The organism is Pseudomonas sp. SG20052, from assembly GCF_031766055.1.
Classification (GTDB): domain Bacteria; phylum Pseudomonadota; class Gammaproteobacteria; order Pseudomonadales; family Pseudomonadaceae; genus Aquipseudomonas; species Aquipseudomonas mandelii.
Genome location: NZ_CP134498.1, coordinates 5,661,735 through 5,684,629 on the forward strand (window position 1 = coordinate 5,661,735; position 22,895 = coordinate 5,684,629).

General features: G+C 60.1%; 24 protein-coding genes, 1 pseudogene and 1 riboswitch. Of the genes and pseudogenes, 12 read left to right on the forward strand and 13 right to left on the reverse strand.

Features of this window, described 5'->3' with window-relative positions:
* Nucleotides 1–5 precede the first annotated feature (5 nt).
* Nucleotides 6–1,688: a fatty acid--CoA ligase gene (locus RHP74_RS25970; protein WP_311096640.1), complete on the reverse strand. Its 1,683-nt coding sequence runs from the start codon at nt 1,686–1,688 to the stop codon at nt 6–8.
* 161 nt (nt 1,689–1,849) lie between these two features.
* Nucleotides 1,850–2,479: a LysE family translocator gene (locus RHP74_RS25975; protein ID WP_083375764.1), complete on the reverse strand. Its 630-nt coding sequence runs from the start codon at nt 2,477–2,479 to the stop codon at nt 1,850–1,852.
* A 240-nt stretch (nt 2,480–2,719) separates the two neighbouring features.
* Between RHP74_RS25975 and RHP74_RS25980 the strand changes: the two genes are divergently transcribed.
* The 3 genes from RHP74_RS25980 to RHP74_RS25990 all read left to right on the forward strand — a co-directional run bounded on the left by RHP74_RS25980 (nt 2,720) and on the right by RHP74_RS25990 (nt 5,556).
* Entirely contained in the window at nt 2,720–3,685 is a 966-nt protein-coding gene (locus tag RHP74_RS25980) for a 2-hydroxyacid dehydrogenase (RefSeq protein ID WP_311096641.1), read from the forward strand.
* A 33-nt stretch (nt 3,686–3,718) separates the two neighbouring features.
* Nucleotides 3,719–4,717: a class I SAM-dependent methyltransferase gene (locus RHP74_RS25985; RefSeq protein WP_010458199.1), complete on the forward strand. Its 999-nt coding sequence runs from the start codon at nt 3,719–3,721 to the stop codon at nt 4,715–4,717.
* A gap of 41 nt (nt 4,718–4,758) precedes the next feature.
* A riboswitch (yybP-ykoY riboswitch) is annotated at nt 4,759–4,881 on the forward strand.
* Nucleotides 4,882–4,971: 90 nt separating this feature from the next.
* Nucleotides 4,972–5,556 (forward strand): TMEM165/GDT1 family protein, encoded by a 585-nt coding sequence (locus RHP74_RS25990; RefSeq protein ID WP_010458201.1) that lies wholly within the window; start codon nt 4,972–4,974, stop codon nt 5,554–5,556.
* A gap of 136 nt (nt 5,557–5,692) precedes the next feature.
* Here the strand turns inward: RHP74_RS25990 and RHP74_RS25995 are convergent, their stop codons facing one another.
* On the reverse strand, nt 5,693–6,511 hold the full coding sequence (locus RHP74_RS25995; RefSeq protein ID WP_010458203.1) for a M48 family metallopeptidase: 819 nt from the start codon (nt 6,509–6,511) through the stop codon (nt 5,693–5,695).
* A 1,452-nt stretch (nt 6,512–7,963) separates the two neighbouring features.
* On the opposite strand from RHP74_RS25995, the pseudogene RHP74_RS31490 reads away from it, so the two are divergent.
* A pseudogene (locus RHP74_RS31490) lies at nt 7,964–8,023 on the forward strand (hypothetical protein); the annotation flags it as partial.
* Between the two features lie 198 nt (nt 8,024–8,221).
* Nucleotides 8,222–8,926 (forward strand): methyl-accepting chemotaxis protein, encoded by a 705-nt coding sequence (locus RHP74_RS31495; RefSeq protein ID WP_372242822.1) that lies wholly within the window; start codon nt 8,222–8,224, stop codon nt 8,924–8,926.
* Nucleotides 8,927–9,021: 95 nt separating this feature from the next.
* Here RHP74_RS31495 and RHP74_RS26005 read toward each other — a convergent pair whose 3' ends face one another.
* From RHP74_RS26005 to RHP74_RS26015, 3 genes are read right to left on the reverse strand one after another with little or no spacing between them, the layout of a single operon-like run.
* Nucleotides 9,022–9,645 carry an SOS response-associated peptidase gene (locus RHP74_RS26005; protein ID WP_010458207.1) on the reverse strand — a complete coding sequence of 208 codons (624 nt, stop codon included), beginning with the start codon at nt 9,643–9,645 and terminating at the stop codon, nt 9,022–9,024.
* 35 nt (nt 9,646–9,680) lie between these two features.
* Nucleotides 9,681–9,941, reverse strand: a complete 261-nt coding sequence (locus RHP74_RS26010) for a putative signal transducing protein (protein ID WP_010458208.1) — start codon at nt 9,939–9,941, stop codon at nt 9,681–9,683.
* Nucleotides 9,942–9,950: 9 nt separating this feature from the next.
* Nucleotides 9,951–10,133: a CPXCG motif-containing cysteine-rich protein gene (locus RHP74_RS26015; protein ID WP_010458210.1), complete on the reverse strand. Its 183-nt coding sequence runs from the start codon at nt 10,131–10,133 to the stop codon at nt 9,951–9,953.
* Nucleotides 10,134–10,272: 139 nt separating this feature from the next.
* On the opposite strand from RHP74_RS26015, the gene RHP74_RS26020 reads away from it, so the two are divergent.
* On the forward strand, nt 10,273–11,439 hold the full coding sequence (locus RHP74_RS26020; RefSeq protein WP_077749002.1) for a 1-acyl-sn-glycerol-3-phosphate acyltransferase: 1,167 nt from the start codon (nt 10,273–10,275) through the stop codon (nt 11,437–11,439).
* Nucleotides 11,440–11,670: 231 nt separating this feature from the next.
* Here the strand turns inward: RHP74_RS26020 and RHP74_RS26025 are convergent, their stop codons facing one another.
* On the reverse strand, nt 11,671–11,949 hold the full coding sequence (locus RHP74_RS26025; protein ID WP_010458213.1) for a hypothetical protein: 279 nt from the start codon (nt 11,947–11,949) through the stop codon (nt 11,671–11,673).
* 192 nt (nt 11,950–12,141) lie between these two features.
* On the opposite strand from RHP74_RS26025, the gene RHP74_RS26030 reads away from it, so the two are divergent.
* Nucleotides 12,142–12,348, forward strand: coding sequence for a hypothetical protein (locus RHP74_RS26030; protein ID WP_010458215.1), 207 nt, complete (start codon nt 12,142–12,144; stop codon nt 12,346–12,348).
* Between the two features lie 97 nt (nt 12,349–12,445).
* Here RHP74_RS26030 and RHP74_RS26035 read toward each other — a convergent pair whose 3' ends face one another.
* Nucleotides 12,446–13,030 (reverse strand): YajG family lipoprotein, encoded by a 585-nt coding sequence (locus RHP74_RS26035; protein ID WP_010458217.1) that lies wholly within the window; start codon nt 13,028–13,030, stop codon nt 12,446–12,448.
* A gap of 205 nt (nt 13,031–13,235) precedes the next feature.
* Here RHP74_RS26035 and RHP74_RS26040 point away from each other — a divergent pair, with 205 nt between their 5' ends.
* Both RHP74_RS26040 and mqo read left to right on the forward strand, forming a co-directional pair.
* Complete coding sequence (locus RHP74_RS26040) at nt 13,236–13,469, forward strand: hypothetical protein (protein ID WP_010458219.1); 234 nt, start codon at nt 13,236–13,238, stop codon at nt 13,467–13,469.
* A gap of 738 nt (nt 13,470–14,207) precedes the next feature.
* A complete protein-coding gene (gene mqo, locus RHP74_RS26045; RefSeq protein ID WP_077749003.1) occupies nt 14,208–15,716 on the forward strand; it encodes a malate dehydrogenase (quinone) in 1,509 nt (502 codons plus the stop codon).
* A gap of 202 nt (nt 15,717–15,918) precedes the next feature.
* Here the strand turns inward: mqo and RHP74_RS26050 are convergent, their stop codons facing one another.
* Both RHP74_RS26050 and RHP74_RS26055 read right to left on the reverse strand, forming a co-directional pair.
* Entirely contained in the window at nt 15,919–16,206 is a 288-nt protein-coding gene (locus RHP74_RS26050; RefSeq protein ID WP_010458223.1) for a PA4642 family protein, read from the reverse strand.
* Nucleotides 16,207–16,269: 63 nt separating this feature from the next.
* Nucleotides 16,270–16,755, reverse strand: coding sequence for a hypothetical protein (locus RHP74_RS26055; RefSeq protein ID WP_010458225.1), 486 nt, complete (start codon nt 16,753–16,755; stop codon nt 16,270–16,272).
* Nucleotides 16,756–16,906: 151 nt separating this feature from the next.
* Here RHP74_RS26055 and dauA point away from each other — a divergent pair, with 151 nt between their 5' ends.
* Nucleotides 16,907–18,628, forward strand: coding sequence for a C4-dicarboxylic acid transporter DauA (gene dauA / locus RHP74_RS26060; protein WP_311096644.1), 1,722 nt, complete (start codon nt 16,907–16,909; stop codon nt 18,626–18,628).
* Between the two features lie 9 nt (nt 18,629–18,637).
* On the opposite strand, the gene RHP74_RS26065 is transcribed toward dauA, so the two are convergent.
* Together RHP74_RS26065 and RHP74_RS26070 are read right to left on the reverse strand one after the other, a co-directional pair.
* The gene (locus RHP74_RS26065) at nt 18,638–19,111 is read right to left on the reverse strand and encodes a WbuC family cupin fold metalloprotein (RefSeq protein WP_311096645.1); all 474 of its coding nucleotides are present in this window, start codon (nt 19,109–19,111) and stop codon (nt 18,638–18,640) included.
* A gap of 4 nt (nt 19,112–19,115) precedes the next feature.
* Complete coding sequence (locus RHP74_RS26070) at nt 19,116–19,673, reverse strand: hypoxanthine-guanine phosphoribosyltransferase (RefSeq protein ID WP_010458232.1); 558 nt, start codon at nt 19,671–19,673, stop codon at nt 19,116–19,118.
* Nucleotides 19,674–19,837: 164 nt separating this feature from the next.
* On the opposite strand from RHP74_RS26070, the gene upp reads away from it, so the two are divergent.
* Both upp and RHP74_RS26080 read left to right on the forward strand, forming a co-directional pair.
* On the forward strand, nt 19,838–20,476 hold the full coding sequence (gene upp / locus RHP74_RS26075; protein ID WP_010458234.1) for a uracil phosphoribosyltransferase: 639 nt from the start codon (nt 19,838–19,840) through the stop codon (nt 20,474–20,476).
* Nucleotides 20,477–20,478: 2 nt separating this feature from the next.
* On the forward strand, nt 20,479–21,753 hold the full coding sequence (locus RHP74_RS26080) for a uracil-xanthine permease family protein (RefSeq protein ID WP_010458235.1): 1,275 nt from the start codon (nt 20,479–20,481) through the stop codon (nt 21,751–21,753).
* A 104-nt stretch (nt 21,754–21,857) separates the two neighbouring features.
* Here the strand turns inward: RHP74_RS26080 and hemH are convergent, their stop codons facing one another.
* Nucleotides 21,858–22,883, reverse strand: a complete 1,026-nt coding sequence (gene hemH / locus RHP74_RS26085; protein ID WP_282411257.1) for a ferrochelatase — start codon at nt 22,881–22,883, stop codon at nt 21,858–21,860.
* Between the last annotated feature and the right edge of the window lie 12 nt (nt 22,884–22,895).

Here is a 22,895-nt window from a genome sequence, read left to right on the forward strand (position 1 = left end):
GGCGCTTAAAGCGTCGAGAGGAAGGTGCTGTTGTTGGCCTGCCATTCAGTGATGTCTAGGCGGATGCGCTTCTTGTCGAGTTTGCCGACACTGGTCTTGGGAATTTCAGTAACAAGGGCGATCTGGCTCGGGATCGCCCACTTGCTCAGGTGGCCCAACTCTACGAATGGCTTGAGGTGTTCCTTGAGCTCTTTAGCCCCGATCTCATGCCCTTCGCGGATCACCAGCAGCGCAAACGGGCGCTCGCCCCACTGTGGATCGGCGATGCCTACCACTGCTACTTCGCGTACCGCCACGTGACGGCTGATCAGATCTTCGAGGTCCAGGGACGAGATCCACTCGCCGCCGGTCTTGATCACGTCTTTGATGCGATCACGAATGTCGATCACGCCCATGCTGTCCAGCGTCGCCACGTCGCCGGTGTGCAGCCAGCCCCCGGCCCAGAGCTCGGCACCCTTTTGCGGTTCGTTGAAGTAGCCTTCGGTGAGCCACGGCGCACGCAGCACCAGTTCGCCCTGAGTCTCGCCATCGGCGGGCAGGAAGTTGCCGTCGGTGTCGACGATCGCCGCCTCCACCAGTGGCCCCGGTACGCCGGCCTTGATGCGATACGTGGTGCGTTCGTCTTCGGTGCCGGCCATCAGCTCATCGTTGAGGTGGGCACAGGACACCAACGGCCCGGTTTCCGACATGCCATAAGCGGCGGTCAGCTGAATGCCCTTGGCCTTGGCCGCTTCGTACAGTGCACGGTTCAGCGCACTGCCGCCGATGACGATTTTCCAGCCGCCGAAATCGGTGCTCTGCGCCGCCTTGGAATTGAGGACCATCTGCAGGATGGTCGGCACGCAGTGGGAAAAGGTGACCTTCTCCTTGCGCCACAGCTCCACCAGGTACTCCGGGTCGTAACGGCCGGGATAAACCTGCTTGAGCCCGAGCATGGTCGCCACATACGGCAAGCCCCAGGCATGCACGTGGAACATCGGCGTGATCGGCATGTACACGTCGTTGGTGCCCAGCAGCCGCACGCTGTCGATGGCGCCCATGATGGTCGACACGCCCATGGTGTGCAGCACCAGTTGCCGGTGGGTGAAGTACACGCCTTTAGGGTTGCCGGTGGTGCCGGTGGTGTAGAACGTGGTCGCGACCGAGTTTTCGTCGAAGTCATGGAAGTCGTACTGCGTGCTCGCGGCCGCCAGCAACTGCTCGTACTCGCCTACCAGGTTCGGCAAGTCGGCGGTTTTTTCCGGCAGATCTGTCAGAAGCAGGGTTTTCTCGACCGTGGTCAGGTGCCCGGCAATCGCCTGGTACAGCCCGACGAATTCGCTGTTGACCAGCACGAAGCGGTCCTCGGCGTGGTTCATGGTGTAGAGGATCTGTTCCGGTGACAGGCGCACGTTGATGGTGTGAATCACCGCGCCGATCATCGGGATGGCAAACATGCATTCCAGATACCGATGGCTATCCCAGTCCATCACCGCCACGGTATCGCCGGCCTTGACCCCGGCCGCCGTGAGCACGTTGGCCAGCCGCGCGACCCGCTCGATCAGGGTCGGATAGCTGTAGCGCAACTGGTCGCGGTAAATGATCTCGCGGGTTTTCTCGTAACGAGCGCCGGACATCAGCAGCCGTTTGATCAGCAACGGATACTGGTAAGCGCCTTCGGCTGGGGGGATAACGCGAGTCTGCAACATAAGAATCCCTTTTCTGACTGCACGGTGTTGGCTTCAAGAGGCAAACACTCTAGAACCCTTATACGCCGGCCAAATCAGCCAAAGGAATGATTTGCAGACCCGTACAAATGCTAGCTTTGCGCCAGCATTTGCGGGGATTCGTGATCCAGGGCTCTGCGCGATCAATGCATCTCGGTAAAAGCGAGTTTGACGCCGATGGCGATCAGCACCACACCCATGGTCCGGTCGAACCAATGGCCCATCCGCGCAAAACCGGCGCGCACGCGCTGCTGGCTGAACAGCCGCGCCACCAGGCAGAACCACACGGCCGTCGCCGCCGCGAGATAGAGCCCGTAGCCTGCCTGTACCGCCAACGGCGTGTGCGGGTTGATCACCACGGTGAACAGAGACAAAAAGAACAGCGTGGCTTTGGGGTTCAGGCCGTTGGTCACGAAACCTGAGGTGAAGGCACCGCGGGGTGTGCGCTCGCCGGCTTCCTTGTGCAAGTCGTCGGTGACGGCTTTAGCCGGTTGCGCGCGCAAGGCCTTGTAGCCGATGTACAGCAGATACGCGGCAGCCGCCCATTTCAAGGCGTTGAACAGCACGATCGACTGCGACACGATCAGGCCGATGCCGAGCAATGAATAGCCGACGTGCAGGAAAATCGCCGTACCGACGCCCAGCGCTGTCCAGGTCCCGGCGCGACGGCCATGAGTCACGCTTTCACGCACCACCACGGCGAAATCCGGGCCGGGGCTGGCGACGGCGAGCAAGTGAATCAGGGCAACGGTCAAGAACTCTGTCCAGTACATGGGGGCTCCTTTGGGGTAGATCGATCAAAATGAAATTCACAGGTCAACGCCAACCCCTGTAGGAGCGAGCCTGCTCGCGATGCGATCTGACATTAAACAAAGGTGTTGAATGTTAATGACCCATCGCGAGCAGGCTCACTCCCACAGGTTTCGCACCTGGCCTGCAATGCGTAACTATATGTTTCATCTGGTAGGCTCGGCAGATTACGCCTTCAGTTCACCGCACAAAAGGTACAGTTGATGACGAACTCTCGCCGCGCCGTTTTCCTCGACCACCCTTCCCTGGACCTGGGCGACCTCGATCTCAGCCCGTTGCGCGACTGCTTTGACGACTTGCAGCTATTCGCACAGACCACGCCGGAGCAGGTGATCGAACGTCTCAAGGGCGCCACCGTGGCCATCAGCAACAAGATTCTGATCGACGCCAACGCCATCGCCGCCAGCCCTGATCTGAAGCTGATCCTGATCACCGCTACCGGCACCAACAACGTCGACCTCGCGGCCGCTCGTGCCCACGGCATCACGGTCTGCAACTGCCAGGGCTACGGCACACCGTCGGTGGCGCAGCACACGATCATGTTGCTGCTCAACCTGGCCACGCGCCTGGCGGACTATCAGAAAGCCGTGGGTGAAGGCCGCTGGCAGCAAGCGAAACAGTTCTGCCTGCTGGATTACCCGATTGTCGAACTTGAAGGCAAAACCCTCGGCCTGCTCGGCCATGGCGAACTGGGCGGCGCCGTCGCACGGCTGGCCGAAGCCTTCGGTATGCGCGTGTTGCTGGGGCAGATTCCGGGGCGCCCTGCCCGGCCGGATCGCTTGTCGCTGGATGAACTGCTGCCGCAAATCGATGCGCTTACCCTGCACTGCCCGCTCAACGAACACACCCGCCACTTCATTGGTGCCCGCGAACTGGCCTCGATGAAACCCGGCGCGTTCGTGGTCAACACCGCACGCGGTGGCTTGATCGATGAACAGGCACTGGCCGATGCCTTGCGCAACGGTCATCTGGGCGGCGCGGCGACCGATGTGCTGAGCGTCGAGCCACCGACCGCCGGCAATCCGTTGCTGGCCCACGATATTCCACGGCTGATCGTCACGCCGCACAACGCCTGGGGCAGTCGCGAGGCGCGGCAAAGGATCGTCGGTCAGTTGACCGAAAACGCGCAGGGATACTTCAGCGGTAAAGCGCTGCGGGTCGTCAGTTGATAGACTGCGGCACTTTTTTTCACAGGAGCAGTTATGGATCCGCGCAGTGAAGTACTGCTTCGTCAGGCCGACTTATTTCAGGGTTCGGTGCTGCTGGCCGGTTTGCCCGCCGACGACTTGCTGGGCCGTCTGCCCGACGCCCATGGCTGGTGCTGGCATGCCGGTGATCAAGCGGCGCTGGAGGCGCGTTTTGCCGAGCGCAGCCATTTTGGTGTGACCGCACCCGAGCGTGAGTTCGAGACGGCGGTGGTGTTTTTACCCAAGTCCAAGGACCTGACCGATTACATTCTCAACGCCCTCGCCTCTCGCCTGGCCGGTCGCGAGTTGTACCTGGTGGGTGAAAAACGCAGCGGCATCGAAGGCGCGGCCAAGCAACTGAACCCGTTCGGCAAGCCACGCAAGCTCGACAGCGCGCGGCATTGCCAGCTTTGGCTGGTCACCGTGGCCAACGCGCCAGAAGCCAAGTCGCTGGAAAGCCTGGCCCAGACCTATGAATTGCCGCTGGCCGAAGGTCCGCTGAAAGTCATCAGCCTGCCGGGCGTGTTCAGCCACGGCCGGCTGGATCGCGGCAGCGCATTGCTGCTGGAACACTTGGACAAGTTGCCGAGCGGCCACTTGCTCGACTTCGGTTGCGGTGCCGGTGTACTGGGCGCGGCGGTGAAACGTCGTTATCCGCACAATCAGGTGACGTTGCTTGACGTGGACGCCTTCGCTGCCGCCAGCAGCCGTATGACGCTGGCTGCCAATGGCCTGGAAGCGGACGTGATTACCGGTGACGGCATTGACGCGGCACCGATGGGTTTAAGTGCAATTCTGAGCAATCCACCGTTCCATGTCGGCGTTCACACCGACTACTTCGCCACCGAGAACTTGCTGCGAAAAGCAGCCAAACATCTGAAAAACGGCGGCGAACTGCGCTTGGTTGCGAACAGCTTCCTGAAGTATCAGCCGCTGATCGAAGAGCACTTGGGCGTGTGCGCGATCAAGGCCGAAGGACAGGGTTTCAGAATTTATCGGGCCAAACGAGGCTGAAAAATAAGTGCTTGCCTAACGGGTTTTGCCTAGGCAGAATCCGCTCCGTCCTAGGGGAGTAGTCTCCCACGAGCGCCATGCTCGTCCGGCATACGTCAACATACTTGGTCAACAGACCATGGCGTATGCGACCCAAGCGTCCGCATCAGACGGATCGCAGGGTTTGACAAGACCTATGACACGAACACCTTACCCGGGGCGGGAAGGCTGTACGTGTCATAGCCGTGTCGACCCGCCCCTTAGGAAAATCCCTGATGCTGGACTCTTTGCTCGTTCCCACCGCAATCGTTGCCTTGGCCGAAATCGGCGACAAGACGCAACTGCTCGCGCTCATTCTCGCTGCCCGCTTTCGCAAACCCTGGCCGATCATCGCCGGCATCGTCGCCGCGACCCTGGCCAACCATGCGGCGGCCGGTGCGGTCGGCGCCTGGTTCGGCAGTTTCTTCTCGAATGCGGTGTTGCACTGGATCCTGGCGGCGAGCTTCGCCGCGACCGCACTGTGGACCCTGGTGCCGGACAAGATGGACGACGATGAAGCCAGCACCGCCCGCAAGTTCGGGCCGTTCCTGACCACGCTGATCGCGTTTTTCCTGGCAGAAATGGGCGACAAAACCCAGGTCGCCACGGTGATGCTCGCCGCGCAATACCCGGATTTGTGGCTGGTGATCATCGGCACCACCGCCGGGATGTTGATTGCCAACGTGCCGGTGGTACTGGCGGGTAACTTTGCGGCGGATAAATTGCCGCTCACCCTGATCCGTCGCCTGGCGGCGTCGGCGTTCTTTGTCCTGGCGATTGTGGCGGTGTACAAGGCGATGCAGAGCAGCGGGTGGGTTTGACGCCGTAGGTTGATAGACCGCGTTATCGTTCCTCGCGGGCAAGTCTCGCGCCTACAGATTCTGTGTCGTAATCGACCGAAAACCTGTAGGAGCGAGGCTAGCCCGCGAAGGCGTCAACGGCATCACCGCCTGACCATCAGGATTTCGGCGCTTTCTCGTACAACGGCATCACCTTCGGAATCGCCGCCTGCAACGAAGCAATCCGGCTGGACGAAGCCGGGTGCGTACTCAAGAACTCAGGTGGGGCGCCTTCCGAGGCTTTGCTCATTTTGTTCCACAAGGTGATCGCCGCATTCGGGTTGTAACCGGCGCGGGCCGCCAGCTCGAGGCCGATCAGGTCCGCCTCGTTTTCATTGCCACGGCTGTTGGGCAAGGTCATGCCGTATTTCGCCACGGTGTCCGCCAGGGCCAGGCTGTCCTGACCCAGACCGAGCAACGCACCTGCGCCTTGCTTGGCCATTTCGACGCCGTATGCCTTGGACATCGCTTCACGACCATGCTCGCGCAGGGCATGGGCGATTTCATGGCCCATGATCGCGGCAATTTCATCGTCGGTGAGTTGCAGTTTGTCGATCAGCCCCGTGTAGAAAAAGATCTTGCCGCCAGGCCCGCAGTTGGCATTGAGCTCGTCGCTCTTGATCAGGTTGACTTCCCATTTCCACTGGGCCGAATCCGGACGAAACACCGGCGCCTGGGCAATCAGCCGATCGGCAATCAGCTGGACGCGCTTGGCGTCGTTACTGGTCTTGTCCAGCACACCCTTGGTGCTCGCCTCTCCGACAGTCTTCTGATAAGACTGCGCGTACATCTGGTTGACTTCGTCGGTGGACAACATGCTGAACATGTACTGCTTACGCTCTACGCCAACAGCCCCACCGCTGGTGGTATTGACCGACTGACAACCGGCAAGCAACAAACCTGCGCTCAGCGCACACACAACCAATGTCTTGTTCATCAAAAAACTCCCTGAAAACATGCCGGGTATCCTAGGCGGGTAACTGTATCCGCACCAGATACAACTGACGTGTAGACGCTCATTTCAGATAAAGCTCTCATTGCCGTAGGAAAAAATTCACATAACGGCGCTCGCCACGGCCGCCAACGCCCGGCAATGATTCATTTACGACATCAACCACTCCAAAACAGCCATTTCGCGCTGCCTCGCTCATGGCCCTCCAGCATCCTGCCGATACACCACCGCAGACGTCCTCTTGCGTGCGGAGCACCCATGAAATTCAAGTCGATCCAGTTTTCCGTGGCCGCCCTCGCCGGCGCCATCGTCCTTAGCGTAGTCGCCGCGCTGGTGCTGTACGCACTGTTTTCCGGCGCCCGGACGCAAGACATGGTCCAGGAGCGGACCCAGGCGCAATTCGAGCAAGTCATCGAGCAGCGCCTGACCTCTCTGGCGCAAACCCAGGTCAGCCAGATCCAGCGCGAACTCGAAGCGCCGCTGCTGATCGCTGGCGGCCTGGTGCGGGTCAACGCGCTGATCGGTACGCCGGGGGCCGATGGCCAGCCGACATTGAGTCTGAGCCGGGAGCAGTTGATCAGCCTGATCAAGGAAAACGTGGCCAAGAACCCGAAAATTCTCGGCACCTATATAGGTTGGGAAAAAGACGCGCTCGATCACAACGATGCGGCCTACGTCGACACCAAGGTGGTCGGCATCGACGCCAGCAACGGGCGCTTCCTGCCGTGGTGGTTTCGCAACGAGGACGGCACCCTGGGCCTGGACAAACTGGTGGACGTCGATGACCAGAAAACCCTGTCCACCGGCGTGCGTGCCAGCGAGTACTACCTGTGTTCGAAAGAAACCAAGAAGTCCTGCGTGATCGATCCGGCGCCCTACAAGGTCGGCGACAAAATCGTCATGCTCGCCTCCTTTATTGAACCGATCATGCTCAACGGCGCCTTCCAGGGCATCGTCGGTGCCGACCTGTCGGTGAACTTCATCCAGGAAATGTTGCTGGGGGCGAATCAGAAACTGTACAGCGGCGCAGGGGAAATGGCGCTGATCGGCGGTAATGGCCGGATCGTTGCCTACACCAAGGACCCGAGCAAATTCGGCGAAAAGGTCAGCGACATTCTCGACAGCAAGCAGATCGCCAACATGACCCACCTCAAGGGCGGCGAAGTGACTTACACCGTCGACAAGGCCCAGGGCAGGATCGAGTTGTACCTGCCCTTCGGCATCGGCCAGACCGATGCGCGCTGGACCTTGATGCTGCAACTGCCGCTGAACGCCGTGATGGCCGACCTGCAAAAACTCCAGGGCGACCTGGACGCTCAGCGCAAATCCGACACCTTCGGAATGGCCATGGTCGGTTTGTTGATCGCCGGTATCGGTCTGTTGGTGATCTGGCTGGTGGGCCACGGCATCGCCCGTCCGCTCAAGCAAATGGTGGCGATGCTCGACGATATCGCCAAAGGCGAAGGCGACCTGACGCGCCGCCTGACCAGCGACCGCGCCGACGAACTGGGCTCGATTGCCAAAGGCTTCAACACGTTCCTCGCCAAGCTACAGGCGATGATCACCCAGGTCGTGACCTCGGTGCAGAGCGTCAGCGATTCATCGGAACACACCGCCGACATTGCCATCCGCACCAACATCGGTGTGCAGAAGCAAATGGCCGAGATCGATCAAGTGGCGACGGCGGTGCATGAAATGACCGCCACCGCCCAAGACGTGGCACGCAACGCCACCCAGGCCGCGCAAGCTGCCAGCCATGCCGATCAGGCAGCGGCCCAGGGCATGCAAATTGTCCGGGATACGTCGAATTCGATTGGCGTCCTGGCAATTGAAATCGGCAAGGCTGTGGGCGTGGTGCAAACCCTGGCCAAGGACAGCGAGAACATCAACGCGATCCTGACCGCCATTCGCGGGATCGCTGAACAAACCAATCTGCTGGCCTTGAATGCGGCCATTGAAGCGGCACGCGCGGGCGAACAGGGCCGCGGTTTTGCGGTGGTGGCCGATGAAGTGCGCAACCTGGCGCAGAAGACTCAGAAAGCCACTGAAGAAATCCAGACCATGATCCAGCAACTGCAACAAGGCACCCGCGATGTAGTGCGGGTCATGGAGGACAGCCAGAACCGCACAGACGAAAGCGTGCAACATGCGGCGAAAGCGGCCGAGGCCCTGGAGACCATTACTCAGGCGGTGTCGGTGATCAATGACATGAACACCCAGATTGCCAGTGCGGCCGAAGAGCAGAGCGCGGTGGCGGATGACATCAACCGTAACGTGATCAACATCGGGCAAGTGGCCAATGAAGTGGCCGGCGGGGCGGATGAATCCAGTGCGGCGAGTGCGGATCTGACCAAGTTGGCTGAGCAGCAGCGGCGGTTGATCAATCAGTTCAAGGTTTGATCCAAAAAACCCTTCGCGGGCAAGCCTCGCTCCTACAGAACACGGTGGTCCGTAGGAGCGAGGCTTGCCCGCGAAGGCGTCAGCACAGGCAACCTTTAACCAGGGGTCAGACACTCCGGCCCATTCAGCTTCGGATCATTCACCAGATTTGCCAATACCCGCTCGCGCAACGCCGCGGGCTCACTGGCCAGCAACCCTTGTAATACATGCAGCGGCGTCTCGGGATCAAGCCACGCCGCCTGCCCTGCCTCATCCAGAATCAACGGCCGACGCTGACTCGCGGCCGGCTGGGTGATCACCGCCGTGCTCAGCCACACCTGCTCCTGCACCGGATACGCTTCCCAGATCGCCGCAAAAAACAAGGTCGAGCCTTCTCCCGGCGTCAGCCAATACGGGCGCTTGCGGGTCGTGCCACGCCATTCGTAGAAACCGTTGGCCGGCAGCAGGCAACGGCGTTCGCGCAAGGCCTGACGAAACATCGGTTGTTCAGCGACGGTTTCGGCCCGGGCATGGGCCGGGGTGCGGGAAAGATCGGTCAGCCACGGCGGCGTCAGCCCCCAACGCGCCCGCGCCAACTCACGCTGAGCGTCTGCACCGGCACGCAGCATCAGCACCGAATCATTGGGGGAAATATTCCACTGGGCCTGCTGATCGGCGGGGAAGCCAGGCAGGGCCGCGAAGGCGGGGTTCCAGCGAAACAGGGCATAACGTCCACACATGGGGCAACACGACTCTCAATAAAACGAACGCCAGCCTAACAGACCAGCGTGCCGGGAAAGCTGTCCGGTTCATCACCGGGCAGTGGCAGCGCGGCATTGTACGCGGTGATCAGCTCGCGGGCGTATTCGGCCTGGTCGTTGTCCACCGACAAACCCAGCAGGCCGTAGATCGGCAGTTCACCGGTCCCGCCGATCAAATCGCGGCCCACCAGATGCGCCTCGATGCCCTCGCTGGCCAGCATGCCTTGCAGCAACTCCCCTTCCATCAGGTTTTCCGGCTCGTAGATTCGCTGCATAGACGCCCCTTACTCGTTTTCGCTGAACACTTCGAGATGCCATTCCTCTCCGTCTACCTGCAACACAAACGTTATCGGCCGACAGCACACCTGACAGTCCTCGATATAGGTCTGATCGCCACCGGACAGGTCCACCGTCGTCTCGACCTCTTCACCACAATACGGACATTCGTACAACGCAGGTTCCAGCATCGCGGTCTCCCAAGTGACTTGTGCGTATAATCGCCGGTCTATTTGCAGGGCTATTTTTGTCTGGCTAACTTTTCAGACCGTGCCCCGTTGGTTTTCGAGCAAAACCTTTACTTACCCTAGCCGTTTCTAACAAGAGAGCATGATGGGCGAATTCGATGCCATCCGACCTTACAATGACAGCGAAGTCCCTGCGGTGCTGGACCGACTGCTCGGCGACAAGGCGTTTCTAGATATCCTCATCCATTTCCGCTTCCCGCGTTTTGCCGGTGCCTTTGGCTGGGCGCTCAAACCTCTTATAGCTCATCGGCTGCGCCGTGAGTTCGCCAGCGTCACCTCGGTGGCGACGTTGCAGGATAAAGTCGAGATGTATGTCGACCACACCATCGAACGAGCCACGGACGGTGTGACGTACACCGGTGTCGAGCAGTTCAAGTCCGGCAGCGCCTACTTGTTCATCGCCAACCACCGTGACATCGTGATGGACCCGGCCTTCGTCAACTACGCCGTGTACCACGCCGGCCTGCCGACACCGCGCATCGCGATCGGCGACAACTTGCTGCAAAAGCCCTTTGTCAGCGATTTGATGCGCCTGAACAAGAGCTTCATCGTGCACCGTTCGATCACCGGGCGTCGCGAGAAGATGGCGGCGTATCAGCTGCTGTCCGCCTACATCAACCACTCGATCCGCAACGATTGCGCCTCCATCTGGATCGCCCAGGCCGAGGGCCGGGCCAAGGACGGTGATGACCGCACCGAGTCGGCGATCCTGAAGATGTTCCACATGAGCCGCAAGGACGAGCCGTTCGGCGAAGTCATCCGCTCGCTCAACGTCAGCCCGGTGTCGATCAGCTACGAATACGACCCGTGCGACCAGGCCAAGGCCCGCGAGTTGTTCATCCGCGCCACCACCGGCAGCTACACCAAAGTCCCGGGCGAGGACGACGTCAGCATCGCCAAGGGCATCACCGGCTACAAGGGCCGGGTGCACGTGAACTTCGCCGCGCCGATCACCGAACTGTTCGACGACACCAAGCAATTGGCGATCGAAATAGACCGGCAGATTCTCGGCGGCTACCGGTTATTCCCGGTGCATTACCTGGCTTACGCGCAGTGGAAAGACGCTGACCCGCAATTGCAGGTGCCAAAAGCTGCCGAGGTGTTTGCGGCCGACGAACTGGCCAAGGCCCAGGAAGAATGGCAACGCCGACTGGAAGCCTGCCCTGAGGAACATCGGCCGTATCTGGTGCTGCAATATGCGACGCCGGTGCGTAATCAGTATCGGGTCAAGGCAGGTTTGCCGCTGTAATTGACTGGATACAACAACGGCGCCTTCGAGGCGCCGTTTTTATTTGCCTTGACGCGGTAGGTCGGCAAGGCACTGTCCCTGTGGCGAGGGAGCTTGCTCCCGCCCGACTAAGCAGCAGTCGAAACATCGGTGCTCGCGGTTTGCCTGACGCTACAAGGATGGCTGGTTGTGGGGCCGTTTCGCAGCCCAGCGGGAGCAAGCTCCCTCGCCACAAGGTTCTGCGTCAAAGATTCAGAACCAGGTGCTGATCCAAGACACCAGCAACGCCAACCCCAGGCACGCGAAGCCGAAGCGGTAGAAGAAACGGTTCATGCGCAACGTCGCCCAATCCAGGGTGGGCTCTTCGTTCGGACGGCTCTGGCGTTGGGCGACAAGGCTCGCCATGGCGCGTTGTTCACGGCGACGCGTGGCATGCAGCAGCCAACTACCCGGGAAGGCCAACAGCAAGGCCAGCAGGTTGATCAACTTGGCGGGATGGTGGGTGAACAGCGAAATCAAATGCAACGACATCACGGACCTCGGCAAAACAGGTGTGGCAGACGCCGAACCGACGACCGCGGCGAGAATTCTACCGAAAGCCTGTCCCCCTGCCCTGCCTTTCCGACAAATAACGAACCATCTGAGCAAATGCTGCCCTGTGTCACGGCTCCGTCATCTGAATACGCCAGTCTGGCGGCCCTCGAAACCGACACGGATACCGTCATGCTGCACGCCGAAAACCAGGACCGCCTCTACCTCATCGCCCAGAGTGACGAACAACAAAACCTCGTAGGAAGCCTCGCCTTTAACGTTCAGGACCGCCATTGGCTGGTTTATTGCGCACTGGGCGGGCATCAGCATGCGGATTTGCCAGAGACGGATTTGCTGACCGGCGTGAGCGTGCTGGATTTCTATTCACAAGCGGCCTGACCCCACCAGCCTCGCGCCTGCTGGTGATCGGTAATCAGCAGGCATGAAAAAGCCCGGAGCCATTGCTGGCACCGGGCTTTTTTGAATCTCGCGAAAGTTACTCGCCGAGAATCTGACCAATCGTCGGGTCCTTGAACAGACGCGTCAACGCATCGCTCAACACGTCGCTGACCAGCTTGGTGTTGGTTTCCTGATTCGGCGCCATACCGAAACGCTGGTCCAGGGATGCGCCGTAACGGCCGCTGTAGCGACGGTTGGCGTTCTGCACATCCGAGCGGAAGGTTGCGCCGATGGTCGCTTCAGTCACGTACATGCCTTCTTTAGGCGACTGATACTTCAACTCGGCCAGGGTCACGGTCAATTGCGGGGCATTCAGCGCATTCGAGGTCGGGGTGAAGCCCAGCAACCGCACGGCCGCCTCGGCCTGTGCCTGCAACTTCGGCAGGATCTGCGCGCCCTGCACGGTGATCGCGCTGGTCTCGGGGTACAAGCCACCACGGGTGCCCAGGGTTGGCGACGGACGACCATCCACCACACGCACCACCACCGGCTGACCGCGGCCGACCGGCGCCAGCTGAGCTGTCAGCTTGGGTTCAGGGTTCAGTTGTTGCGGGCTGTGGGCGCAGCCGACGAGGGTCAAACTGGTCACAGTGATCAAACCGAACAACAGGCGTTGCAACATGCTCTTCTCTCCAGAATCAGGCACAAACAGGCCCGCAGTATAGCCGTGCGCCACTGCAGCGAACTAGGGCGCTGCAATGATTGAAGTAATTTCCTACAAACCCATCAGAAACCCCCTCGTGTCACAGATCTGTCATCGCCCATACACTTTCACGTCACGGCTTGCTGGCAACCTTCTCGGCAGGTCACCCACAAGGTACTTTGTCATGCGTTATCTCATCTCGCTGTTCGCGCCACGCCCCTTGCACCGCAGTTTTGCCCTGCTCGACCGCAATGGCCATTGCCAGGCGTTCAAGCAGTGCAGCCTCCAGCCGATGGGCGATGGCTGGGTCGAAATCGAAGAAATCCGCCTCAATTGGTTGCACCATCCCCTGCCCCCGAGTGCCCGCGTCAGCCAGCGCCGGCCACGTGCACGGGTGCAACATCTGTTGACCACCTGACCAGACGCCTAATAAAAGTCATTAAACACGTCCATTTCCCTGCGTTTCTTAGATACAATCTCCCCCCGATTATAAGGACGTCTCCTGATCGGGCCTCGCAGCATCGTCAATGCTTCGGTATTGGCACCCCGCACCGCCCACAGAGAGCCGCCCACACAGATCGAGTGAAGCTGGCGCGCTTGCTGTTCCTTGAGCAAAAACCCCACTTTTCGCGAATCTGCAGAGCTGTCATTACGCTCGGTCACTGAGCTGTTTGCCCGTTTTGCCTGTCATGTACCCCATGACGGCAATCCATCCGGGCACGGTGCCAGGCTGGGACAGCCCTTTTTTGAGGTTCACGTCTTCAAAAGAGCGTGAAAAAAACGGGTTTTCACAACTTCACAAGAGTGTGGCGAGCAAATGAATAGTTTTGCGTCTGAACATGCACCATTAGCGTCTGAAACAGCCCAACGACACAGGACCGAGTACTCCTCGAACACCGGAGCCTGAAGCCTGTCCGCTACGGATTTGGTTGCACAAACGGATGTCTCGACCATAAGTCGAATTGCCAGCCGCGCGCTGAGATGAGTTCATGTAACTCTTTAGGCCCGGCCGCATGCATCCGTCGAAGTTGCGAAAAATTGCGAAGATTCGGACATGGCAACACTGACCACGGGTACCTGGGCATCACTGACACGCCCCGGAACGCCTGGCAGCCATGCCGACAATTTGGTGCTGCAGATTTTGGAGACGCGTTAAATGGCGCATAACGAAGCAGTCGACGTAGTACTGGTTGGGGCCGGCATCATGAGTGCCACCCTTGCCGTACTGCTCAAAGAACTCGACCCCGCGATCAAGCTGGAAGTCGTCGAGCTGATGGATTCCGGTGCTGCGGAGAGTTCCAACCCATGGAACAACGCCGGTACCGGTCACGCCGGGCTGTGTGAGCTCAATTACACGCCGCAGGCGGCCGACGGCAGCGTCGACATCAAGAAAGCCGTGCACATCAACACTCAGTTCGAAGTGTCGAAGCAGTTCTGGTCCTACCTGACCAAAAAAGGCACGTTCGGCTCCTGCAAGACGTTCATCAGCCCGGTGCCGCACCTCAGCTTCGTGCAGGGCAATGATGGCGTTTCCTTCCTCAAGGAACGCTTCAAGACCCTGAGCAAGCACCACGCCTTCTCGGACATGGAATACACCGAAGACAAGGCCACCATGGCCGACTGGATGCCGTTGATGATGCCGGGCCGGCCAGCCGACGAAGTCGTCGCAGCCACCCGCGTAATGAACGGCACCGACGTCAACTTCGGCGCCCTGACCAATCAATTGCTCAAGCACCTGACCAGCGCACCCGATGCCCAGGTCAAGTATTGCAAGCGCGTGACGGGCCTCAAGCGTAACGGCAGCGGCTGGACCGTCAGCATCAAGGACGTCAACAGCGGCAACACCCGTGAAGTCGACGCCAAATTCGTCTTCCTCGGAGCGGGCGGCGCGGCACTGCCGCTGTTGCAAGCCTCGGGCATCGAAGAAAGCAAAGGCTTCGGCGGCTTCCCGATCAGTGGCCAGTGGCTGCGTTGCGACAATCCGGAAGTGGTCAAGCATCACCAGGCCAAGGTCTACAGCCAGGCTGCGGTGGGTTCTCCACCGATGTCGGTGCCGCACCTGGATACCCGCGTGGTCGATGGCAAGAAGTCCCTGCTGTTCGGACCTTATGCCGGTTTCACCACCAAGTTCCTCAAGCATGGCTCCTTCATGGACCTGCCGATGTCGGTTCGCGCCGGCAACATCGGCCCGATGCTGGCCGTGGCGAAAAACAACATGGACCTGACCAAGTACCTGGTCAGCGAAGTAATGCAGTCGATGGAGCAGCGTCTGGACTCCCTGCGTCGCTTCTACCCTGAGGCGAAAGCCGAAGACTGGCGCCTGGAAGTGGCCGGCCAACGGGTGCAGATCATCAAGAAGGATCCGAAAAAAGGCGGCGTTCTGCAGTTCGGTACCGAACTGGTCGCGGCCAAGGACGGTTCCCTTGCCGCCCTGCTCGGCGCCTCCCCAGGCGCTTCGGTGACTGTTTCGATCATGCTTGAGCTGATTGAAAAATGCTTCCCGAACAAGGCATCCGGCGAATGGGCTGCCAAACTGGCGGAAATCTTCCCGGCCCGGGAAAAAGTTCTGGAAACCGACGCTGCGCTGTATCGCAAGATCAATGCGCACAACAACGTCGCCCTGGAACTGGTTGAAGCCAGTAACGAGACCGAAAGCTACGCTTGATTCGGCCCCATGAAAAACGCCCCGTTCTCAGTGAGAGCGGGGCGTTTTTTTTAGGACGCTGAAATTATCTTTGTGGCGAGGGAGCTTGCTCCCGCTGGGCTGCGAAGCGGCCCCAAAGCTCTGCGAACGGCATAGATTTTGTGAGCGCTGCGCACTCAAGCGGGAGCAAGCTCCCTCGCCACATATTCCGGTGTGTCCGGGATCAGCCGCGCGCCTTGGCAATCAACTCGATGTACTCGGCCGCATTGCGCTGATCCTTGATCAGGGCGACGAAGTCATTGCCGTGCTCATCCTTGCCATCCAGGTCCAGGCCGGCTGCGACGAAGAATGTCAGAAAACGCTCGAAGTCATCGATGCGCAGGCCACGGTAGGCCTTGATCAGCTTATGCAGGGACGGCGAAGTGGCGTCGACCGGTTCGAAATCGAGAAACAACTTGATCTGCTCATCGCCGATCTCGTCACCAATCACTTGTTTCTTATCTTTACGCATTGCCGACTCCAGCTCGCAGACATTTCACGGGGCGGGCAGTTTACCCCTGCCCGGGCACAAGGCTCAACGCGGACGAACAGCGCCCGTGTGCAGATCGGCCCAGACATGGCCGTTGGCGTAGCTGAGGAACTGGCAATACACCGTGCCATTGCGCAACAAATCGATCACCACCCGATACTGCGCCATCGGGTAAAACAGCGTCAGGGTTTTGCTTTTTTCGTCATAGATCGGCTTTTTCAGGCTTTTGCTTTCGCCGTCGAAATTGACCAGCACCTGGTTGATGGTCGCGCCCTTGTTCAAGGATTTGCCCTTGAGGCGGATCATCATCGGAGACGTGACCGGAATCGGTTGTTGATTGGACTGACGCTGGCTGCCAACCACCACCGAATATTCGGTGACCTGCAACAACTGTTGCTGCTCGGGCTCCGCGTCACGCAAGGTCAGGTCATCAGGCGGCAGAAACTGCGCGTGCATCGGCGCCGGGGCGGCCGCCAGAGGCAGGCTGAGGGTCAGCAACAGGACGGCGCAGCTGCGGATCAAAAGGCTCATGACGGGCTCCGAAGACGAGGCCAAGCACTCTAGCATGAGGATCAACCGCGCGAATTGGCGATATAGGTCAATACTTCGCAGTACGAGGTTGGCCATGCTGGACGAGCTTTCAGCCGTCGTTCAACAGTGCATCGTCTTCTAGGGAGTGTGCATGACGTTCTCCGTCCCCCCGTTGTTTGCGGCCTGGCGTCAGACCTGGCGCGCCGGCTACACCCTCAGGCGCTTACGCGGCGACATCAGTGCCGGGGTGACGGTAGGGATTATTGCCATCCCGTTGGCCATGGCCCTGGCGATTGCCGTAGGTGTACCGCCCCAGCAAGGGTTGTATACGGTACTGATCGCTGCGCCCCTGATCGCCCTGACGGGAGGTTCACGTTTCAATGTCAGTGGGCCGACCGCCGCGTTCGTGGTCATTCTGTTGCCCATCACCCAACAATATGGCCTGGGCGGCCTGCTGCTTTGCACCATGCTTGCCGGCGTCATTCTCATTGCCTTGGGGCTGATTCGAGCCGGGCGGTTGATTCAGTACATTCCGTACCCGGTCACCCTGGGCTTTACCGCCGGGATCGGCATTGTCATTGCCACCCTGCAATTGAAGGATTTGCTGGGCCTGACCACCGCCGGCCAGGCAGAACACTACATCGAACAACTGGGCGTATTGATTCTGGCGTTGCCCAGCGCCCGACTAGGGGACGGGATCATCGGCCTCACATGCCTGGCCGTTCTGATTGTCTGGCCACGGTGGGTGCCGAGGATTCCGGGGCATCTGGTGGCGCTGACAATCGGCGCGCTCCTGGGGGTGGCGCTGGAGCACGGCGGGCTGGCGGTGGCGACATTGGGTGAGCGCTTCAGCTATATGGTCGACGGCGTCAGCCATCCCGGCATTCCGCCGTTCCTGCCAAGCTTCGATTGGCCTTGGAATCTATCCGGCCCCGACGGCCAGCCGCTGCACCTGTCTTACGATTTGATCCGTCAGTTACTGGCGCCCGCGTTCGCCATTGCCATGCTCGGCGCCATCGAATCCTTGTTGTGTGCGGTGGTGGCGGATGGCATGACCGGCAGCAAACACGACCCCAACGCAGAACTGCTGGGCCAGGGCCTGGGCAACCTGATCGCACCGTTGTTCGGTGGCATTACCGCCACGGCGGCCATTGCCCGAAGTGCCACCAACGTGCGCAGCGGCGCCTTTTCGCCACTGGCCGCCATAATTCATAGCGCCGTGGTGCTGATGGCAATACTCGTCCTGGCACCGCTTTTCAGCTACTTGCCGATGGCGGCACTGGCCGCGTTGCTGGTCATGGTGGCGTGGAACATGAGCGAGGCCCGGCACGTGCTCCATACCTTGCGCATCGCGCCTCGCAGCGATGTGCTGGTCTTGCTGACCTGCCTGAGCCTGACGGTGTTGTTCGACATGGTGATGGCCGTCGCCGTCGGCCTGCTGCTGGCCGCCGGGTTATTTATCAAGCGCATGAGCGATCTCACCGACACCGCCGAACTGCCTCGCGGCTTCCATCAAGCCTTGCAGGACATGCCGGAGCACGTCCGCTGCTACGCGATACGCGGGCCGCTGTTCTTCGGCGCAGCTGAAAAAGCGCTGGGGGTGCTACGCAAATTCAACCCGGAGGTCAAAGTGGTGATCGTCGAGATGAGCGCCGTGCCGATGCTGGACATGACGGCGCTGGCCGCCTTCGACAATATCCTGAGGGATTACCGCAAGGACGGCATCGGCCTGATTCTGGTGGCGACCGCTCCACGGGTGCGCCTGAAGCTCAGGCGCGCGGGCATCCATCGGGAACAGCGTCAGCTGGCCTACGTGAACAACCTGGAACAGGCCCGTCGCAAAAGCGAACGCTGGCTGGCCGAGGAAAATTGAGCGCACGGCTCAATCAAACTGTGCGCGCATCCACGCCTGATACTCGGCCACACCCGGCTCGCCTTCACGTGGTGCCCAGTGCGCCAGCTCACCCTCACCGACCGGCCGATAAGGCCCGGCCTTGCATTCGAACATCAGGCTATCGGCTTCCAGCACGACCAGGCCATGGAACACGCCGGGAGGAAGATCCACGCCTACCGATTCGCCAGCGGCTTGCAGAACGCGCCTGTGGATAACGCCTCCAGACTCATCAAAAATCAACAGGCCAAGACGCCCCCGCAGCACCAACAGCGTTTCCGCCTTGTCATCACTCAAGTGCCTATGAGGGGGAATATACGTACTCGGCTGCAATCCCACGGCCATGCGGTGGCAAGCCTCTTCCATTTGATGGAAGTTGTGATGCTGGCGCCCGCGCGGATTGGCCGCAGCTTTCTCGGCCAATCCGGCGAACAACGTTTGATCAAGAAAGCTGGGCACGGTCATGTTCTTACATTCCTTTAACAGCAAAAATCCCGTTGGCGTTACGCCAGTAGCCTTTGTAGTCCATGCCGTAACCGAAGATGTAACGGTCGATGCACGGCAGGCCGACGAAATCGGCTTTCAGGTCCGGGCGAGCCTTGCGGTCGTGGTCCTTGTCGATCAGCACGGCGGTGTGCACTTTACGCGCGCCAGCGTGTTTGCAGTAATCGATGATCGCCCCCAGGGTGTGACCTTCATCGAGGATGTCGTCGATGATCAGCACGTCGCGGTCGAGGAACGAAACTTCCGGCTTGGCTTTCCAGAACAGGTCGCCGCCGCTGGTTTCGTTGCGATAACGGGTGGCGTGCAGGTAGGACGCTTCCAGCGGGAAGTGCAGATGGGTGAGCAGCTTGCCGGCGAAAATCAGGCCGCCGTTCATCACGCAGAACACCACCGGGTTAGTGTCAGCCAGCTGTTCATTGATGTGTGCACCGACGCGGGCGATGGCCGCCTCGACTTCAGCTTCGGTGTACAGGCAGTCAGCCTCTCGCATGATTTGACGGATATGCTCGAGATCAGCGGACATGGCGCTCTCCAGGGGGGGACGGATTCGGGAAAAGCGGGCAAAGGTACGCATCCCGCACGGCCAGATCAAGCGTTTGTGGACTAACGTACTGTATGTCTATAGGACAACACCCTCGGATAGATTAATCTAGGCCGGTTTTTTTGCCCGCCGCCGGAGCCTTTCCCATGCCCATCCTCGAGATCCGCCATCCGCTGATCCGTCATAAACTCGGCCTCATGCGCCGCGCCGACATTAGCACGAAGAATTTCCGTGAGCTCGCTCAGGAAGTCGGTGCCCTGCTGACCTATGAAGCCACCAAAGACCTGCCGCTGGAAACCTACGACATCGAAGGTTGGTGCGGCACCGTGTCGGTGGAGAAAATCGCCGGCAAGAAAATCACCGTGGTGCCAATCCTGCGCGCCGGCATCGGCATGCTCGAAGGCGTGCTGAGCCTGATCCCGGGTGCCAAGGTCAGCGCCGTCGGCGTGGCCCGCAACGAACAAACCCTGCAGGCCCACACCTACCTGGAAAAACTGGTTCCGGAAATCAACGAGCGCCTGGCAATGATCATCGACCCGATGCTCGCCACCGGCAGCTCCATGGTCGCCACCATCGACCTGCTGAAAAAGGCCGGTTGCCGCGACATCCGCGCCATGGTGCTGGTTGCCGCGCCGGAAGGCATCGCCGCTGTAGGCAAAGCGCACCCGGACGTGATGATCTACACCGCCTCCATTGATGAAAAACTCAACGAACACGGTTACATCATCCCAGGCTTGGGCGATGCCGGTGACAAGATCTTCGGTACCAAGCAGAAGGACGCTTGAGCATGCAGCAAGAGTTCAACGATCCGCTCTGGCGCACGGTTCTGTCTGGCGCACAGATGCTGTTCGTGGCCTTCGGCGCCCTGGTGTTGATGCCGCTGATTACCGGCCTTGACCCTAACGTGGCGCTGTTTACCGCAGGCCTGGGGACGATTCTGTTCCAGATCGTCACCGGGCGCCAGGTGCCGGTATTCCTCGCATCGAGCTTCGCCTTCATCACCCCGATCATTCTCGCCAAGGGCCAGTTCGGCCTCGCGGCGACCATGGGCGGCGTGATGGCGGCGGGTTTCGTCTACACCTTTCTCGGCCTTGCGGTGAAGATCAAAGGCACCGGTTTCATCGACCGTCTGCTGCCACCGGTAGTGATTGGTCCGGTGATCATCTCGATCGGCCTGGCCATGGCGCCGATTGCCGCCAACATGGCGATGGGCAAGGCTGGCGACGGCACCGAGCTGATTCCGTATCAGACCGCCATGCTGATCTCGATGCCGGCGCTGCTCACCACGCTGATCGTCGCCGTGTTCGGTAAAGGCATCTTCCGCCTGGTGCCGATCATTTCCGGCGTGCTGGTCGGTTTTGCCATGGCGTTCTATTTCGGCGTTGTCGACACCGCGAAGATTGCCGCCGCACCGTGGTTTGCGATTCCGCACTTCACCGCGCCGGAGTTCAACTGGCAGGCGATTCTGTTCATCGTTCCGGTAGCCCTGGCGCCAGCCATCGAGCATATCGGCGGGGTAATTGCCGTCGGCAGCGTGACCGGCCGCGATTACCTGAAGAAACCCGGCCTGCACCGCACCCTGCTCGGCGATGGCATTGCCACCACCGCTGCCGGTCTGTTCGGCGGCCCGCCCAACACCACCTACGCCGAAGTGACGGGCGCGGTGATGCTGACCAAGAACTACAACCCGAAAATCATGACCTGGGCGGCGATCTTTGCCATCAGCCTGGCGTTCGTCGGCAAGTTCGGCGCACTGCTGCAAAGCATCCCGGTGCCGGTAATGGGCGGGATTCTGTGCCTGTTGTTTGGCTCGATCGCTGCGGTGGGGATGAACACGCTGATTCGCCACAAGATCGACCTGGGCGAAGCGCGCAATCTGGTGATTGTGTCGGTGACGTTGGTGTTCGGGATTGGCGGTGTGCTGGTCGGCACTGGCACCGGCCCCGATGACTTCGGCCTCAAAGGCATTGCGTTGTGCGCGGTGGTAGCGATCGGGCTGAATCTGTTGCTGCCGGGCAATGACAGCTGGAAGCACAAGAAGGCGGATGAGCCGTTGTTGTAGTCAGCCTTGAGAATGCCTTCGCGGGCAAGCCTCGCTCCTACAAGTTGTGTGTCGCTCGACACAACGACGCAATTCTGTAGGAGCGAGGCTTGCCCGCGAAGCTTTTAAAGCGCCAACGGCGCCCTTTCACACAAGGCACTCAACGCCCGCGCCCACTGCGGATCATCGTTGAGGCAAGGCACCAGCACCAATTCCTCGCCCCCCGCCTCGCGGAACAATTCCTTCCCGCGATCACCGATTTCCTCAAGCGTCTCGATGCAATCGGCAACGAACGCCGGGCACATCACTAGCACCTTCTTCACGCCCATTCCCGCCAGCTCATCGAGGCGCGCTTCGGTGTAGGGTTCGATCCATTTCGCCCGGCCCAAACGCGACTGGAACGACACCGACCACTTGCCATCCGCCAGCCCCATGCGCTTGGCAAACTCCGACGCCGTGCGCAGGCATTGGGCGCGGTAGCAGGTCGCCAATACTTCTGGCGAAGCGTTCTGGCAGCAATTATCGCTTTGGAAGCAATGGTGACCGGTAGGGTCGATCTTCTTCAGGTGCCGCTCCGGCAAACCATGGAAGCTCAGCAACAGGTGATCGTAATCCTGCTGCAAATAAGGTTTCGCGCTGGCGACCAATGCGTCGAGGTATTCCGGCTGATCGTAGAACGGCTGGAGAATCGAAAACTGCACATCGAGCCGCTTCTCACGCACCACCCGCTTGGCTTCTTCAATCACCGTGGTCACGGTGCTGTCGGCGAATTGTGGATAAAGCGGTGCGAGGGTGATTTTTTTGTGGCCCTGAGCCGCTAGCTCAACCAGTTTCGTCTCAATCGACGGCTCGCCGTAGCGCATCGCCAGCTCAACCGGCCCATGGTGCCATTGCGCAACCATGGCCTCGCGCAGGCGACGGCTGAGCACCACCAGCGGCGAGCCCTCCTCCCACCAGATCGACGCGTAGGCGTGGGCGGACTGCTCCGGACGCTTGATCAGGATCAGCGACACCAGCAAGCGTCGCACCGGCCATGGCAGGTCGATCACGTAGGGGTCCATCAGAAATTGATTGAGGTAACTGCGCACATCCGCCACCGATGTAGAGGCAGGTGAACCCAGGTTAACCAGAAGCAATGCGTGATCGGTCATGCAACGTCCTAT

Coding starts and splice junctions, on each gene's coding strand:
- RHP74_RS25970 (WP_311096640.1), bottom strand. CDS start 1,688: ATGTTGCAGACTCGCGTTATCCCCCCAGCCGAAGGCGCTTACCAGTAT.
- RHP74_RS25975 (WP_083375764.1), bottom strand. CDS start 2,479: ATGTACTGGACAGAGTTCTTGACCGTTGCCCTGATTCACTTGCTCGCC.
- RHP74_RS25980 (WP_311096641.1), top strand. CDS start 2,720: ATGACGAACTCTCGCCGCGCCGTTTTCCTCGACCACCCTTCCCTGGAC.
- RHP74_RS25985 (WP_010458199.1), top strand. CDS start 3,719: ATGGATCCGCGCAGTGAAGTACTGCTTCGTCAGGCCGACTTATTTCAG.
- RHP74_RS25990 (WP_010458201.1), top strand. CDS start 4,972: ATGCTGGACTCTTTGCTCGTTCCCACCGCAATCGTTGCCTTGGCCGAA.
- RHP74_RS25995 (WP_010458203.1), bottom strand. CDS start 6,511: ATGAACAAGACATTGGTTGTGTGTGCGCTGAGCGCAGGTTTGTTGCTT.
- RHP74_RS31495 (WP_372242822.1), top strand. CDS start 8,222: ATGACCGCCACCGCCCAAGACGTGGCACGCAACGCCACCCAGGCCGCG.
- RHP74_RS26005 (WP_010458207.1), bottom strand. CDS start 9,645: ATGTGTGGACGTTATGCCCTGTTTCGCTGGAACCCCGCCTTCGCGGCC.
- RHP74_RS26010 (WP_010458208.1), bottom strand. CDS start 9,941: ATGCAGCGAATCTACGAGCCGGAAAACCTGATGGAAGGGGAGTTGCTG.
- RHP74_RS26015 (WP_010458210.1), bottom strand. CDS start 10,133: ATGCTGGAACCTGCGTTGTACGAATGTCCGTATTGTGGTGAAGAGGTC.
- RHP74_RS26020 (WP_077749002.1), top strand. CDS start 10,273: ATGATGGGCGAATTCGATGCCATCCGACCTTACAATGACAGCGAAGTC.
- RHP74_RS26025 (WP_010458213.1), bottom strand. CDS start 11,949: ATGTCGTTGCATTTGATTTCGCTGTTCACCCACCATCCCGCCAAGTTG.
- RHP74_RS26030 (WP_010458215.1), top strand. CDS start 12,142: ATGCTGCACGCCGAAAACCAGGACCGCCTCTACCTCATCGCCCAGAGT.
- RHP74_RS26035 (WP_010458217.1), bottom strand. CDS start 13,030: ATGTTGCAACGCCTGTTGTTCGGTTTGATCACTGTGACCAGTTTGACC.
- RHP74_RS26040 (WP_010458219.1), top strand. CDS start 13,236: ATGCGTTATCTCATCTCGCTGTTCGCGCCACGCCCCTTGCACCGCAGT.
- mqo (WP_077749003.1), top strand. CDS start 14,208: ATGGCGCATAACGAAGCAGTCGACGTAGTACTGGTTGGGGCCGGCATC.
- RHP74_RS26050 (WP_010458223.1), bottom strand. CDS start 16,206: ATGCGTAAAGATAAGAAACAAGTGATTGGTGACGAGATCGGCGATGAG.
- RHP74_RS26055 (WP_010458225.1), bottom strand. CDS start 16,755: ATGAGCCTTTTGATCCGCAGCTGCGCCGTCCTGTTGCTGACCCTCAGC.
- dauA (WP_311096644.1), top strand. CDS start 16,907: ATGACGTTCTCCGTCCCCCCGTTGTTTGCGGCCTGGCGTCAGACCTGG.
- RHP74_RS26065 (WP_311096645.1), bottom strand. CDS start 19,111: ATGACCGTGCCCAGCTTTCTTGATCAAACGTTGTTCGCCGGATTGGCC.
- RHP74_RS26070 (WP_010458232.1), bottom strand. CDS start 19,673: ATGTCCGCTGATCTCGAGCATATCCGTCAAATCATGCGAGAGGCTGAC.
- upp (WP_010458234.1), top strand. CDS start 19,838: ATGCCCATCCTCGAGATCCGCCATCCGCTGATCCGTCATAAACTCGGC.
- RHP74_RS26080 (WP_010458235.1), top strand. CDS start 20,479: ATGCAGCAAGAGTTCAACGATCCGCTCTGGCGCACGGTTCTGTCTGGC.
- hemH (WP_282411257.1), bottom strand. CDS start 22,883: ATGACCGATCACGCATTGCTTCTGGTTAACCTGGGTTCACCTGCCTCT.